This window comes from Synechococcus sp. PCC 6717 (assembly GCF_022698185.1).
GTDB lineage: Bacteria > Cyanobacteriota > Cyanobacteriia > Thermosynechococcales > Thermosynechococcaceae > Thermosynechococcus > Thermosynechococcus lividus.
On sequence record NZ_JAKLTV010000026.1, the window covers coordinates 1 to 14,910 of the forward strand.

Sequence of the window (14,910 nt, forward strand, 5' to 3'; positions counted from 1 at the left end):
TCTTCCGATCTAGGGGGTCTTTGACTGCCCCCACCCGTATTAAGTTGTGGGTGACAGCTCAAGGGAAAAGCGAAGCAACGCGGCTTCAGCCCGTTGCGTAGCATCCTTTGTGGATGGTGACTTTTTGCCGACATTCGGTGAAAAACCTGATAGCTGGAAGTCATCGGGGAAGCGGACGAAGCGAGGTTTGTTCAGGACTGCTCAGAATTGGTACATCAACGCGGATTGTAATGGCGCTGCCAACATCCYGCGTAAAGTAGCGACGATGCTTGGATTGAGTCTGAGCGGAGTTGGTAGGGGGTCTTTGACTGCCCCCACCCGTATTAAGTTGTGGGTGACAGCTCAAGGGAAAAGCGAAGCAACGCGGCTTCAGCCCGTTGCGTAGCATCCTTTGGGAATCCCCTCTCTTTCAAGGAGGAGAGAAGTCAAATGCACTTGTACCGTCAGTACTGCTAAGCCTTGAGGGGACGCGGGGAACGCTGAGAGGAGGGGATAAACATTTTTTTCATACGTGGCGATCGCCCTGTATAAGAGCCAAAACTGCCTAGGAAACCTGAATAAGGGACTCTAGTTGAGGACATTAGCATATGAGGGATGACCACCAACAGGACGCTCTCCTCACACAGTTAGCGGCTGTGAGGCTACAGCGGGACACCTTTCAAGCTATTCTCAGAACCCACCCAAGAGTGATGTCTAAACAGGATATCATCCATCAAGCACAGGAGTGGGGTTGGCAAGTTACCAACCGTGGCAATGGTCGGCACTCCACAAAAGCAGTTCGCGGAAACCTAACGATCAGCATTCCTGGCCATGGCGACGGTGACGAGTTACAGACAGGACTTGTTCATCAACTCCTCAAACAACTATCAGAACCGATTTTGACGGAACTAAACCGCAAGGAACACCAATATAGCCAACAGCTAATCGACCTGCTCTTGGCAGGGAATCCGTATAATGGTTCGTTTCAAGAGTTTAGGATCAAGCAAGAATTAGAGTTCTATCGTGAGCTAGCCCAAGCTCAACAAGACGAGATTCAACGCTTAAAAATGCAAATTCAAGAGTCAGAGGAAGCCGCCCTCGAACTGTGTAGCAACCTAGAGTACGATAACCAAACACTAGTCGCTAAAGTCAAAACCCTTGCCGAAGAACGAGTGCAGCTAGAGTGGTTTTTTGAGCAAGTTCTCTCTGCGCTCAAACAGATTCAATTTCATGTCGGTAAACTTGAGAGCATTGTTAACCTGATCCCTGGGTCAGTGTGGATCAAGCATCGACTACAACGGCAGATTGACCATATCAAGCGTATTTTTGACGCTAACAACTTAGCTGCTGCCCCTCTTCAATTGCCTCGGGAGTAAGGTTATGGGTCTGATTGAAAATCTTGAAACGGCTATCGGTGCTTCGCGCCGCAATTATGCTGAACTTCTTAGCCTCACCAGCGAACTCATTACTGAGCGGCAACAGCGGGGACAACACTCTTGGCGATCGCTCAGTTCCCAACCATGGACTGCTGCTAAATTGCAAAAAGCGTTTCCGTCATTTCAAGCTGCCCGGGCGTACTTTTATCAACGCTATGGCATAAAAGCTAAGGGGTGGCAGACATTGGCAGAGCGGGTGAATACGGTGGAGGCAGCACTGGTTCACTTAGGGTTGGCAATTCGCGAAACGCCAGAAGCAAGAGCGATCGCTCCGCTGTGCGGTTCCTGATACGGTCTTTAGTACCCTAAAGGCTTGCCCTAAGCCTACTCAGGCTGATGGTAACGCTGTGCTCCCGCTCTGTCAGTCGTCTAGTTTAGTAACGCAGATTTCTTAGGTTCTGAACATTTCTGGGGCAGAGACCTGCATAGGCTGAGGCATATTTCTTGGATAAGCATGTAGCAGGACTAGAGGGATAAGGTATGCGTCTCAGCTAAAAAGCTTGAATAGCAGACTGTTTAGCTCCGCCAATTGTTGACTCCTGAGTGAGAACGGAAGAGAGCAACCAATGACTTTACTACGTTCCGATAATGAACAATTGTTTACGTTTATTGCCCTGCAAGATGGCGATCGCCCCAAGTGGTATCGCGATAAGCAGACGGCACGCTACTTGCAACAACAGGGACACTGCTTAGACGCTCCCTATCAAACAGCCCTTCAGCTGTTGAATCGGTTGCAAACAGACCCGCACCATCCTGAAGCCTGCTATTGGGTGAGGGTGCTGTACTGCTACTTACAGGAGTGTGTGTGGCAGGTGTCGCAGCGATTAGCTGACCATCGACATGGCTATGGCTACAGCCGCGAGGATTATTTCCAAACAGGGTGTTCTCTCCTGTGGCAAGCCCCCCTCACGGTGCTACAGGGATTCGACCCCACAAAAGGGCACCTTCTCAGCTTTGTTTCTCGGCGTCTGTATGACCGGGTGTATGAGGTTTACTATGGTGCGCGTCAGTCGGATTGGGGGCTGTTGCGCAGGGCAAGCACTAGGCGGCTGAGGCAGGCGTTAACCCTCAGTGGTTACCCCGATCGCCACCGCTGCCTCATTGTTTTTCTTGTGGTCTGCTGGCAGCAGTTGACCACTGGCTCAGTAGCTCCAGATTCCCAGACCTTGGCACAGATCAGTCGCACCTACACCCAGTCTCAGCCCCAATCCCCCCCTCTAGGGGAGCGCGATATTGAGGGGTACCTCCAGCAGGCCATTCAAGCCCTGCGCCATTATCACACTCCTCTTGGTCACCGCATCAGCCTAGGAGAAGAGGGGGTGGAGGACGTTGCCACTGCCAGCCCCACCCCTTGGGAGGCGTTGCTCAACCAAGAACAGCAGGAGTTGTTGCTTAAAATTACAACAACCCTTGCAGCAGCCTTAGCTGCCCTTGACGACACCAAGCGCCGCATTGTTTGTCTGTACTATTGCGAGCAAGTCAGCCAAGGGGAGATTGCCAGACAGCTTGGGCTACCGGGTCAACATACGGTATCTCGGTTGCTTGAGAGGACGCGAAGCTCCCTCGCAAAAGACTTACTCACAGCGTTTGGGCAGCCATCCCCGAGCAGCGCCTCCCTCAGGGAAGTGGGCATCCTGATTAATGGATGGTTGCAGGGATGCTATAGAACTCCTTTGCTGGTTGCTCCCTGTCAATCTTGCTGTAGGGTTGAGCAAGGGGGACACCAGTTTGTTGCTTCAACGTATGCCTACCCGTTACGTAGGACTTGAGTATTCATTTAGGTAATGACCATGATACTGCGCTCTGCTTCATTTCCCTTTTTGCCAGAGGTACCTCTGATAGAACACATCGACATAGGTGCCCTAGCTGCCAGCGATCGCCAGTGGATTAACCGCATCAAGAACGCAGCACGAGCACACTGTCGCGGTCGGGTTTACCTCAATGCACTCGCCTACGTGGCCGTCAGAAACTGGTTTCGCACCATGGGGATTGAGGCACAGCCCAAGGTACCCGTTGATGAAATTGAATTGCCCTGCTTTTGGGAATTTGTTAATGGTAGCGCCCTAGACACCCCCATGGGGCGAGTGGTGATTCTGCCCGATGACATCACTGATCTAGAGGAATGGGTCGTTCCTCGGGAGTGGCTCGATATTCCGGCATGGCGACCCGATTACTTTATTGGCGTGCAGGTGCTGACCGATCAAGAGCTAAGCAAGATTAACCTCTGGGGCTATGCCTACGCCAGTGAGGTGGCCAAAGATACTTACGATCCACTGCTGCGCACCTACCGTATTGATCGCCAGCAAATGGTTGAAGATGTGGCTCTACTGCTATCCCTGCCGGCGCAAGAACCACGACCTCTTTCCTTGCCAGACCCCGAACTTGTCTCGGCAGATCTCATCCACGCGATCGCCAGCGGTGAGATCGTCTTACCGCGCTTCGTCCTCTCCCTTGACCAGTGGGCACAGCTATTGAGCCAGCCACAACACCGTTTAAGCCTTTTCTTGGCATGTCATCCGCAGCGGTTGGGGTTGTGGTTGCGGGCGCGAGAATACCTAATCCGCGATTGCCTGCAAGCCACTTGGCAGGAATTGACAGACATATTGCCCCCCAGCCTTGATCGTCGATTGGGGCATGTGCGCGCGGCTGAATTGCCCAGCATTGACCCCGACTCTCGCGAGGCGATCGCCGCCCAACAACAGTTACGACAGATTAAAACCAACCTCAACGATCCTGCAAGCAAAGCCGCACTGAAATCATTGATCACGCATCCCCCGAGCGAAGATATCCGCTGGCAAGCCGCAGAATTACTCCATGATCACACTGACCCCGACCCGACCGCTGGCTCGTGGAAAGTGCGCAAAGTTGATCTTGGCATTGCCCTAGATGGCACCACCCTTGCCCTGACCATGGCGGTTTTACCACGGGATGCCACCTCAGCACACTTATTTGTGCGGGTCACCCCCCTCAGTGCCGATGCGTTTCTTCCTGCGGGGTTAAGTTTAGAAATTGTGACCGAAACGGGCGATCGCTTTGCCCGCTTAACCAGCCGTGCCGAAGATCAAGCCGTGCAGTACAAATTCTGGGGAGACATCGGCGAAGCCTTTGGCATCATCCTTGAGTATGGCGGTGCTAGAATCACAGAGAGTTTTGTTGTTTAACAATTCTCCTCCTGTTCTCAAGCATCTCCCCGATTGCTATGATGCAGCACGTCTGTATAGAACTCGACACTCCACCGCTAGCTGACCAAAGCTTTGAAGGACGATTACTCTTGGGTTTAGAAGGCCAACTGGATGCCCAAGGCGTGTTTCCAGTAGTCTTCCAGCCCCTCCAGTTAGTGAAGACAGCCTACGAGGAATGGGTGGGTGCCTATAGGGAGTGTGCCAAAGCCACCCGCTTGGGTGCAGTGGGGAACCAAATTACCAATATTTCTAGTCCGTTACCCCACTTGCTGCAAGACGTAAGAGCAAAATACCAAATCTTTGTCGAGCGTCTGCAACGCTGGCTCAACGAGACCCGCGTCAATGATCTATCAAGTCATGGGGATGTCAGTTCATCGTGCTTTGGCTTGGCTAATTATCTGTTTAATCCCTTTGGCGAATCCCGGCACCTGTTCGTCCAAACCCCCACCCTTGAGCTATGGCGGTATCCGTGGCATGAGTGGTTTCGCATTCGCAATCATCTGGAGCTTGAAGTGGTGTTCATGCCGCGCTTTTATCGACCCTTGCAAAACCCCCATCACAAGTATCCAAGAGTTCGCATCCTAGCCATTTTTGGCAAAGAGCATGGTCTGAACCTCAGCGGTGATTTCTCAGCCCTTCGGGCGCTGCCAAATGTAGAGCTTCACTCCTTAGTGACTCCCAGCCTAGGAGACCTCGTCCACCTGTGGCAAGAACCATGGGACATTCTGTTCTACGCGGGGCATAGTGGGAATGGCGCTATTGATGTGGACTCTCGCCTAGAGATTCAACAGATCCGCGACACCCTTCAGTATGCTGCCCAGCAGGGATTACAGCTTGGTATTTTTAACTCCTGTGAAAGTATTGATATTGCCCAACAACTCGTGCAACTGGGGGTTCCCCACGTCATTGGGATGCGGGAAGTGATTCCCGATCTTGTTGCGCAGCGATTTTTACAGTATTTTCTCAGCAATTTTCAAAGGGGTGCCGATCTCTATACGGCGGTGGCACGGGCGCGATCGCAACTGCGGGAACTCGTGCACATCGAGGAACACTTACCCGGAACAGCGTCATTGCCCCTCATTTGTCGCCATCCCCAAGCTCGCCCCCTGACGTGGGCACACCTCCAACAGGGCAGCCGTACCACTATTGTTATCTCCCCCGATAGCTCATCGCCCCTGCACCAGCTCCCAGATCTCCTATTTTGGTGCCGCTTACAGCTCGATCTTGCTCAGCAAGAGTTTGCATGGGTAGAAACCAGTTATTTCAACTACCAAACAGCCCAGTCCCTGCAATATCAGCAGTCCCTGCAAAATGTTGTTCACTGGGCCTGTGGTGTGCTGCGTACCTTTGGCTCGTTTGAAACGTCCCCGCAGTTACGGTTTTTCTTTGCCGCCTTGCAACTCGATGCAGAGGCCACCCTAGAGCAGGTGGCGGCTCAGCGGGCTATCCCCTACCTCCAACACCTAGCTACTAAGGAGCACGGGCTACATCGCACCCAGGCAGCCATCTTGATCATGCAGCAACAGCCAAACGACGCTCATCTTCAGCAGGCATTGCAAACGTTTGAACAGGCGTTATTGCAAAAAACGCCAGACATCGAGCTAAGACAGAGGTTAGTGGAGCAGCTACACCAGTTCTTGGTTCAAGTGCCGCTGCCACTGGTGCAAACTGCTTGGAACAGTACCCAAGGGCGTACTTTAGCAAAACTCCTCTGCCAACTAGCAAACAACACTCAGGAGACAACCTGCCTGCGCCTTGCTGCTGCAACAGCTATGGGCTTGGCGGGAGATTCCTTGGCGCAGCAAGCAACCGAGATAGCACTGACCATACTACGGCACTCGTCCTCCCTTGAAGATGTGATTGCCGCTAGCCGTTGCCTCCAGCGCCTCGATGCCCATCTAGCGGAGGTGGAGTTGCGCCTCCTGCACTTCCTTGACTGGGCAACGGTACACTCTCATCAGGTTGCTCTGTGCCGGGCACTTGGTGTGGTGCACCCCGGTCACACCAGAGCCATTCAAACCCTAGAGACGCTGATTCGGCAGCAGATCTACGATACGGATACCTTACTGATGGCAGTGGCCGCCTTACAGCGGATTGCTCCTGAGCATTCCTTACCCCACGAAACCCTTGCAACTTTCGTAACTAGGGCGACGGCCATCAAGGATGCAGTCGATTTCTATCAGGGACTTAGCCTCATGAAGGCGCTCAAGTATCCCATTGCGCCCTATCTCAGTGCGGCAGTGGTGCGCTGGATGCGGGAGGAAATTCATGCGATGGAAGCTCGTCAAGAACCTTACCTCCACGCTCCCTATACGGTTCTCTGGTACTGTATCCAACATTTATTGTTTGGGGAAATTGCAAAAGAATTGCAATAATTTAGTGCTAGCACTTAATCCCTTCCCTTCGCGGGTATGCTTAGAATTTAAAGAAAAAGGGGTCGTCTCAACGACTGMCCCCGCCTGCCGATTCCTCAGAGAGGAGAACACTGATATTCAATCTAAGACAGATGAGAAAAAATGTCAATAATTTTCAATAGGAGACTCTAATTGCCTTGGCCATGGTGGTCAACACTCTGCGCTGGCTTCCTGAAAGCCTATCGAGCAAGGGTCTCCTGTGAGGACGTTAAAGGTCAGGAAACACCTGCCGAACATCGGGATGCACTAACCGATGGTGCTGAATGGCTAGCCCCTTGGCTAAGGCAGGAGACAGGTCAAGGGCGCGATCGCCATGATCAGCCAAGCGGAGAATGTAGGGCAGCGTGCTGTTCATCAGTGCTTGGGTGGCTGTCCACGGCACGGCACCGGGCATATTGGGCACCCCGTAGTGGACAACCCCGAAGGCGGTGTAGGTGGGGTCAGAGTGGGTGGTGGGGCGCAGGGTTTCTACGCACCCCCCTTGATCCACCGCCACATCCACAATCACGGCTCCCGGGCGCATGGTCTGTACGAGCGCCTTTGGCACTAAACAGGGCGGACGTTGACCGGGCACCAGCACCGCACCAATCACTAGATCTGCGTGGGGCAGTAAGGCCGCAATTTGATGAGAGGTGCTATAGAGGTACTCCACCCGTGCGCCAAAGAGGGTTTCAAGATACTTGAGCCGCTCTAGGTTAATATCCAGAATGCTCACCTGCGCCCCCAGCCCGATCGCCATCCGAGCCGCTTCGGTACCAACAATGCCACCCCCTAAAATCACCACCCGTCCAGGGGAGACACCGGGAATGCCGCTGAGTAAGACTCCTCGCCCGCCCTGGGGACGCTCTAGGAACCGTGCCCCAAACTGTACCGCCAAGCGCCCAGCAATCATACTCATGGGGGTGAGTAGCGGAAAACTACGTTGATGGTGATAATTTTCTTCAACGCTTTCGTAGGCAATGGCGGTGACCCCCGATTGCACCAGTGCCACGGTCAATTCGCGACTGGCGGCTAAATGTAGATAGGTAAACAGGTATTGGCCAGATCTCAGGTAGCGGTACTCAGAGGGCAGGGGTTCCTTGACCTTGACGACTAGCTCTGCATCCCATGCCTGTTGAGCGGTCTCCACCACCGTTGCCCCAGCGGCTTGGTAGCTCTCATCGCTAAACCCAGACCCCACCCCAGCACCCGTTTCAATACGAACCTCATGTCCGCGCTCTCGTAGGGCTTGCACCCCCGCCGGCGTGAGACCAACACGAAATTCTTGGTCTTTGCGTTCTTTAGGGACACCAATCTGCATGAAATCAGGACGCTCCTAGTGGTAAAAATTGGTAACTGCCAAAAATTTTAAGTACATCAGTAACCGCAGTAAGGGCTTCCAGGCACTCAGCGACGATGGCAGGTTGGCCATTGACTTCAAGATCCACAAAAAACAGGTAGTCTCCGAGGGCGCGCTTACTGGGGCGAGATTCAATGCGGCTGAGGTTAATCTGGCGATCGCTAAAAAGTTGCAGAACCTTGAGCAGTGCCCCCGGTTGGTTGGCCTTGAGGCTAAAGGCAATGGAGGTGTGGGTGCTGCTGGTGGTCGGCCAGCCATTGCCCTGTTGACGGCTAACCACCCAAAAGCGGGTGCAGTTGTCCGCTAGGTCTTGAATGTTGGTGGCCACAATGGGCAGTTGATGCAATTGGGCAGCCCGAACCGAGGCGATCGCCCCCACGGTAGCCGATTGCGCCACGTACTGCAAGCCATCGGCGGTAGAGGCGACCGGACACTGCTGGGCATGGGGCAGCATGTGTTGCAGCCAGCGCTGACATTGGCCTAGGGCTTGGGGGTGGGAATAGACAGTACGAATCTCCTCAAGCCGAGGGGTCTGCGCCACAAAGGCATGGAGAATGGGCAGGTCAAAGGCGTACTGGATGTGCAGTTTATCTAAGCGCCAGAGGGAATCTAGCGTACTATTGACACTCCCCTCAACGGAGTTTTCACTGGGCACCAGCGCCAGATCCAACTGGGCGATCGCCAGCGCCTCTAGGCAGCCAGCAATGGTCGAGAAGGGTACCAAGTCTATGGGCTCACCCTGCTGCCACTGGGCATAGCGCTGAGCCGCTTCTTCACTGTAGGTACCCACTGGGCCTAAATAGCCGAGTCGTTGCCGTTGCGTCACAGAATATCCTTGCGTTTTTGAAACCACCCCACCAACCCCAGCATTACGGCAATAATACCGCCTAGGCGCAGGTTATTGACGAGAACATTGGCCGTAAACGTCTGCCTCTGTAAGCTCCAAAAGCGATCAATCAGGGCTTCACCACTGGCGATCGCCCGCCCCCGGTTTTCTTTCCACTCAGCAAACTGATCTTGCCAGCGATCCATAGCCGCCTGATAGTCCTTCACTTTCTGGTTGTAGGCTTCAACCCGATCCCGATAGGCTTGGTCAAAATCAACGATCGAGTTGGGTAACCCTGGCGCATCGCCCGGCTCTGGGGGCTGGGGGGGTTCCGGCTCATCAACGGCAGGGTGGTACTCTTTGCGCACCCCCGGAAAATTACAGCGACTAAAGAGATTGTCATCAAAGCAAGGACAGGTTTCTAAGACAGCAGCACTCAGTTTCTCCCGTTGCGCCTTAGGTTGCTGCCAACAGTGATCAGCAGCCACATCCCGGCCAAACCCCATGAGGGAGACCACATTGGCATAGCTCCAGCGGGTCAGGGTGACATCGCTGAGAAAATTGCCCACCACCCCCAAATCCTTCAGGGGAATAATGGCGCCCGCAAAGGTAATCTGGGGCACTAAAAACAAAATAGTGAGTAAAGGAGCCACCGTTTGCGTTGGCGAGAGGGCAGAGACTAACAAGCCCATCACCATCCCGCCAAAGGTGGCGAGGAATAACGTCAGGTATAGGCCAGCGATCGCCCCCCAACCCAGGCTCATGCGCACTGCCATGACCTTGATCCCCAGAAAAACCGCCGCTTGGTAAAGGGCTAACACAGCAGCCGGTGCAAGTTTAGAAAGGATATAGGGCCACAATCCTAGCCCCACCATCCGCTCGCGGCGATAGATTTCCACTTCTTTGACAATCTCGCGCATCGTTGCCAAGCTGCCTACCATCACGGCAATCAGGACAGTGACAAACGCCATCGTAAAGGCCAGCCCGGCATCCCCCTGCTCTGGATCCAAGATGGTGGGTTTCCAGAGGACAAAATCCAAGGCACCCAGCAGAGGGGCTAAGGATAGCATTAGAATTAGCGCCGCTTTATCCTGGCGCACAATGGCTAAGTTGCGCTGGGTCAGAATCCACCACTGTCGCCATGGTGCCACCTGAGGAACCGTGGGTACTTGCCGCTGTTGCTGGACCTGCCGCGTTGCAGCGGTATCGATGTTGAGGGGACGTTGGCGATCGGCCACATAGGTTTGATAGAGGTGGGACTGACGATACCGTTGCTGCCACAGTTCGGGGTTGGGTTCGCTGTCAATTTTTAGATAAATTTCGTCAAAGTCTTGCACATCAAAGTAACTAAGCGCCTGATCCGGTGGGCCAAAGTAGGCAAGGTGCCCGCCCCGCGCCAAAAACACTACCAAATCGCAGAGCATCACATTCTTGGTGGCATGGGTAATCAGTAAAATCGTCCGCCCTTGGTCAGCCAGTTGCCGCAGTAGGCGCATCATTTGAGTTTCTGTTCCCGGATCGAGGCCGGAGGTGGCCTCATCAAGGAAAAAGAGGCTGGGGCGGGTGAGTAATTCAACCCCAATGGAAACCCGCTTGCGCTGCCCCCCACTCAACTGTTTGACGAGCACGTGTCGGCGGGCGGTCAACTCCAATTCTGAGAGCACTCGACGCACCTGCTCTTGGCGCTCTTTTTCTGTAAAGTCTGCTGGTAGTCGCAGACGTGCCGCATAGTCCAAGGCTTGGGTCACCGTCAGTTCGGAATGAATAATGTCATCTTGAGGGACATAGCCAATTTGGGTGCGATAGGTGCCAAAGTAACGGTACAGGTCATAGCCATTCACCAGTACGGTGCCGCCAGTGGCCGGGCGAAAGCCATTGAGGGCATCCAGAAGGGTGGATTTGCCTGCCCCACTACCGCCGACAATCGCCACAAACTCCCGGGGCAAAATCGACAGGGAAATATCCTGCAACAGCTTTGCTCCCTTTGGGGTGGTTTTACTAAGGTGAATGGCATCGAGGCGGAGGTTGCCACTGTCGTTGTGGGGAACAATGGTTTCATCCGGCGTAAACACCGAACTATAGGGGCCAATGCGAATCAGTGCGCCGGTGGGCAAGGGGTAGGGTTTGCGGGGGTCAAGGCGGCGATTGTTAACGTAGGTGCCATTGGCCGACTCTAAATCCATAATGTGCCACTGGCCATCCTCTAGGTAGAGGCGGGCATGGAACCGCGAGACCACCGGATGATCTAAAACCATATCGTTGGCAGGATCTCGACCAATACGAATGGTCTGGCGATCGCGCAGTTGCAGGGGGCGCGTATGCTCAACCACTTGGGTGGCAGGCATGAGCAAATAGGTCAGTCGCAGGGATTCCCCAATATGGAGCACATCCCCCGGACTCAGAAGGTGCTCGCTCACCGTGGCACCGCGCCAGTGCAGGCCGTTTTTACTTCCTAGATCAGTGATTTTGTAGTGCTCGCCGCTGCGCACGAGCTTGGCATGGTGAAAGGAAACAAAATGATAGTCAATGGCAATATCCGCTTGTGGATCCCGCCCTAAAATCAGTTCGTCCTTGAGGAGGGGAAACTCTTGCAGCCACTGGGGAGTTGCCACTTGCAAAATTGGCGTGCTGGGTGCCCCCATCACCACCGTGCCCGGTAGCGCGGTGGTGGCCACGGCCGCCGGGGAAAAGATGATCTGGAAGTTGCCAATTTGGATGCGATCGCCCTCCTTGAGTACCGCCGGCGTGCGGGGACGCAGCTTTACCCCATTGACAACGGTGCCGCTGACACTGCCCAAGTCGGCAATAGTGTATCCCCCGTCGCTGGGGAGAATGGCTGCATGGTGGCGGGAGATCCCCTCCCCCACAAGGATGACGTGGTTTTGGGGATCGGTGCCGATAACGAGGCGATCGCTCCCCAGTTGAATCTGTTGCGTCGTACCATCAGCGGCCTGAAGTTCAAGGATTGGCGAAGCCATAAAAAGCCATATAGGTGATGTTGTTGAGAATTTCCTATATTTTGGCACCGTGTTGGCCAACTCACAGGGGAGCACCTCACTATCGAGCGGCGCTGTTTTAGCCACCTAAGCGGGACGCCCCGCGCTCTACCTGTAGCTCACGTCCCAAAGGGTCAGGTGAGCATCGGGATGAAAGCGCGTTCATCAAGGGGTTCGATGCCCCGCAGATGAACCAACTCCTATGGTACGAGTCAGGTGCAGTCTGGCTCTCACTATATCGCTTCAGCATGGAAACCGTTACGCCACCACAAGGAGCCACAAAGTGCGACTCATGCCAGAGTACATCTTGGTTCTTCCGAAACGGTGGTGAAAATTGTGTAATAAGATACTTTTACAGCGGTCTGCATCACTAACTGGTACAGCAGCAGTGAGCAAAGTAGTTCTTCAACATCTCAGAATATTGCTTCTGTAAGAATTGTCCCATATCGTTGCGGAAACTACTGTAAGGTGGGTACTACCCCCTCGTAACCCACTAAAGGCTATTAAGCTAATATAGGAAATGCAGTGCTTACAGATTAAGGTAGAGCAGCCCATGCCAAGGCATTCATTAGATTTACGGCTCAGGGTTGTGGCAGCTTCTCAAGCAGGTGGAACATCCATCCACCAAGTAACAAGTTGGTTCAAGAGGGGTCAGAGAACCACTTATCAATGGGTTCAACGGGATTTAACAAGGCAGCCGTTTATCTATCCCGTAGCGATGATGAGCGGTAGTTCGCCCCTAAAGAACGTCAGAACTCAACGAAAAGGCGCAGCATTGGTATTTTGGAGTGTTGGCTGTGCAACCTGTTGATCTCACTACCCTGCGTGCCATCTGTACTAGTTTACAGGGCACGTTACCCGCACGACTAGAAACGGTTTATCAGCGCGATCGCCACACCCTTGCCCTTGCTCTGCGCACTCTCAAGCAGCAGTACTGGTTAACACTGAGTTGGCATCCCCAAGCAGCGCGGATTTGCTTTGAACCGCCACCCCCTCGCCAACCCGATACCTTCACCTTTAGTCAGCAACTGCACCATCAACTCAGCCGCTTGGCCTTAGTGAAGATTGACTTGCTCCATGACTGGGAGCGGGTTGTGGACTTGCAGTTTGCCCAACGCCCCCAGGACCCGATTCAGTGGCACCTTTATGTGGAAATCATGGGCAAGTACAGCAATGTGATTCTGGTCAACACTGCTGGGGAGATTATTACGGCGGCGCATCAAGTCAGTGCTCACCAATCTCGTCTTCGCCCCATTCTCACCGGTGCCCCCTACGTCCCGCCGCCGCCGCTGACAGCCGCTATCCCCACGGTTGAGGATTCCTTTGAGCACTGGCAAAGCCAAGTCAGTCTCATTCCGGGAGCGGTACGGCAACAACTCCTAAAGGCCTACCGCGGCCTCAGTCCTGCCCTTGTTCAACATCTACTTGAGGATGCGGGCATACACCATACCCTACACACCCATGAGTTAACCGCTCAACAGTGGCATCATCTCTTTGAGCACTGGCAGCATTGGCTAGAGTGTTTGCAGCAGCAGCGCTTTGTGCCTCAGGTAACCCCTCGGGGCTATCGGGTCACCCCTGCCCTCAACCAGACGGTGGCTCATGCCGTGCCACTCCATGAGCTGTTAGCCACCTACTATGGTCAAGCCCTTGCCCAGCAAGAGACCCAACAGTTACAGCAGCAACTGCGCCAGACTGTGCAGCAGCATCGTCAAAAAGTATTAGCCAAGGTTCAGGAGTTTCAGCGTCGTTTAGCCGAGGCTACCGAGGGCGATCGCCACCGCTATGTCGCCGATCTCCTCATGGCCTATGGTTACCTATGGCAGCCTGGAATGCAGTCGCTCACCGTCACCGACTTTGAGACCAATACCCCCATCACCATCCCCCTATCTCCTGAAAAAACTGCTATCCAAACTGCCCAAGACTTGTACAAACAGCACCAAAAACTCAAACGTGCCCAGCAACACCTCACCCCCCTGTTAGCCGCAGCACAGGCCGAACTCGCCTACCTTGATCAAGTCCAGACCACCTTGGATGCCGCCCACACTCTTGATCTGCTAGACGAAATTCGCGATGAACTTATTCAGCAGGGGTATCTCAAATGCCCCACCTACTACCGTCCACCCCAAACCCCTAGCCCGTACCTGCGCTACACTACCCCCAGCGGCTATACCGTTTTTGTGGGGCGCAATAATCGCCAGAACGATGACTTGACGTTACGGGTGGCCAGTCCCTATGACTGGTGGTTTCACAGCCAAGAAATTCCAGGCAGCCATGTGATTCTGCGTCTTGAAGCTGGGGACTTACCTAGCGAAAGAGATATTCAGGCGGCAGCGGATATTGCTGCTTACCACAGCCAAGCGCGGGAAAGCGCCCAAGTTCCCGTGGTCTATACCCTGCGTAAACATGTGCAAAAACCGAAGGGCGCCAGCCCCGGAATGGTGATTTATGATCAGGCCACCGTTGTGTGGGGGGTGCCTCACCACTTGTCATCCTCCACTGTCGTGAAGGACAGGGATAGGGATATCCTAGGCTGACTGCATTAAGCAATCTCCTGACGGTTGACATACTCCCCTGCCTAAAGGCAGGGGATTCTTGTTCTTGGTTCTGCGAGCGCACTTACTTCATCAGGTTGCCCATCAAAAGCAGAGGTGCATCTCTCCCCAAGCGTTCCCTCTTGCGAGGTGGTTCCCTTTTGCCCAAAGGTACCGTTGAGCCACTCCATTCCCAAGATGCTT

The 14,910-nt window shown here is 54.0% G+C and carries 9 protein-coding genes and 1 pseudogene; 7 read left to right on the forward strand and 3 right to left on the reverse strand.

Annotation, left to right across the window (positions count from 1 at the left end):
- Positions 1 to 587: 587 nt before the first annotated feature.
- From L5470_RS10445 to L5470_RS10465, 5 genes are all read left to right on the forward strand, one after another.
- Positions 588 to 1,355: a type II toxin-antitoxin system HicA family toxin gene (locus tag L5470_RS10445; RefSeq protein WP_499499880.1), complete on the forward strand. Its 768-nt coding sequence runs from the start codon at positions 588 to 590 to the stop codon at positions 1,353 to 1,355.
- A 4-nt stretch (positions 1,356 to 1,359) separates the two neighbouring features.
- Positions 1,360 to 1,704, forward strand: a complete 345-nt coding sequence (locus tag L5470_RS10450; protein ID WP_099797894.1) for a hypothetical protein — start codon at positions 1,360 to 1,362, stop codon at positions 1,702 to 1,704.
- 277 nt (positions 1,705 to 1,981) lie between these two features.
- Positions 1,982 to 3,184, forward strand: a complete 1,203-nt coding sequence (locus tag L5470_RS10455; protein ID WP_499499882.1) for a sigma-70 family RNA polymerase sigma factor — start codon at positions 1,982 to 1,984, stop codon at positions 3,182 to 3,184.
- Positions 3,185 to 3,205: 21 nt separating this feature from the next.
- Positions 3,206 to 4,576, forward strand: a complete 1,371-nt coding sequence (locus L5470_RS10460) for a DUF1822 family protein (RefSeq protein WP_499499884.1) — start codon at positions 3,206 to 3,208, stop codon at positions 4,574 to 4,576.
- A gap of 38 nt (positions 4,577 to 4,614) precedes the next feature.
- Positions 4,615 to 6,972 (forward strand): CHAT domain-containing protein, encoded by a 2,358-nt coding sequence (locus tag L5470_RS10465; protein ID WP_499499886.1) that lies wholly within the window; start codon positions 4,615 to 4,617, stop codon positions 6,970 to 6,972.
- A gap of 247 nt (positions 6,973 to 7,219) precedes the next feature.
- On the opposite strand, the gene ald is transcribed toward L5470_RS10465, so the two are convergent.
- From ald to L5470_RS10480, 3 genes are read right to left on the reverse strand one after another with little or no spacing between them, the layout of a single operon-like run.
- On the reverse strand, positions 7,220 to 8,311 hold the full coding sequence (gene ald / locus L5470_RS10470) for an alanine dehydrogenase (RefSeq protein WP_499499888.1): 1,092 nt from the start codon (positions 8,309 to 8,311) through the stop codon (positions 7,220 to 7,222).
- 4 nt (positions 8,312 to 8,315) lie between these two features.
- Entirely contained in the window at positions 8,316 to 9,176 is an 861-nt protein-coding gene (gene pheA / locus L5470_RS10475; protein ID WP_099797905.1) for a prephenate dehydratase, read from the reverse strand.
- A complete protein-coding gene (locus L5470_RS10480) occupies positions 9,173 to 12,154 on the reverse strand; it encodes an ABC transporter ATP-binding protein/permease (protein ID WP_499499890.1) in 2,982 nt (993 codons plus the stop codon). The genes pheA and L5470_RS10480 overlap by 4 nt, the downstream gene beginning before the upstream one ends.
- A gap of 571 nt (positions 12,155 to 12,725) precedes the next feature.
- Here L5470_RS10480 and L5470_RS10485 point away from each other — a divergent pair.
- Together L5470_RS10485 and L5470_RS10490 are read left to right on the forward strand one after the other, a co-directional pair.
- Positions 12,726 to 12,854 (forward strand): annotated as a pseudogene (locus L5470_RS10485) (IS630 transposase-related protein); the annotation flags it as partial.
- A 115-nt stretch (positions 12,855 to 12,969) separates the two neighbouring features.
- On the forward strand, positions 12,970 to 14,709 hold the full coding sequence (locus tag L5470_RS10490; protein ID WP_499499892.1) for an Rqc2 family fibronectin-binding protein: 1,740 nt from the start codon (positions 12,970 to 12,972) through the stop codon (positions 14,707 to 14,709).
- The last annotated feature ends 201 nt before the right edge of the window (positions 14,710 to 14,910 follow it).

Bases quoted from the DNA above. Each gene is read 5' to 3' on its own strand.
- L5470_RS10450 (WP_099797894.1), top strand. From the start codon at position 1,360: ATGGGTCTGATTGAAAATCTTGAAACGGCTATCGGTGCTTCGCGCCGC.
- L5470_RS10455 (WP_499499882.1), top strand. From the start codon at position 1,982: ATGACTTTACTACGTTCCGATAATGAACAATTGTTTACGTTTATTGCC.
- L5470_RS10445 (WP_499499880.1), top strand. From the start codon at position 588: ATGAGGGATGACCACCAACAGGACGCTCTCCTCACACAGTTAGCGGCT.
- L5470_RS10465 (WP_499499886.1), top strand. From the start codon at position 4,615: ATGATGCAGCACGTCTGTATAGAACTCGACACTCCACCGCTAGCTGAC.
- L5470_RS10480 (WP_499499890.1), bottom strand. From the start codon at position 12,154: ATGGCTTCGCCAATCCTTGAACTTCAGGCCGCTGATGGTACGACGCAA.
- ald (WP_499499888.1), bottom strand. From the start codon at position 8,311: ATGCAGATTGGTGTCCCTAAAGAACGCAAAGACCAAGAATTTCGTGTT.
- L5470_RS10460 (WP_499499884.1), top strand. From the start codon at position 3,206: ATGATACTGCGCTCTGCTTCATTTCCCTTTTTGCCAGAGGTACCTCTG.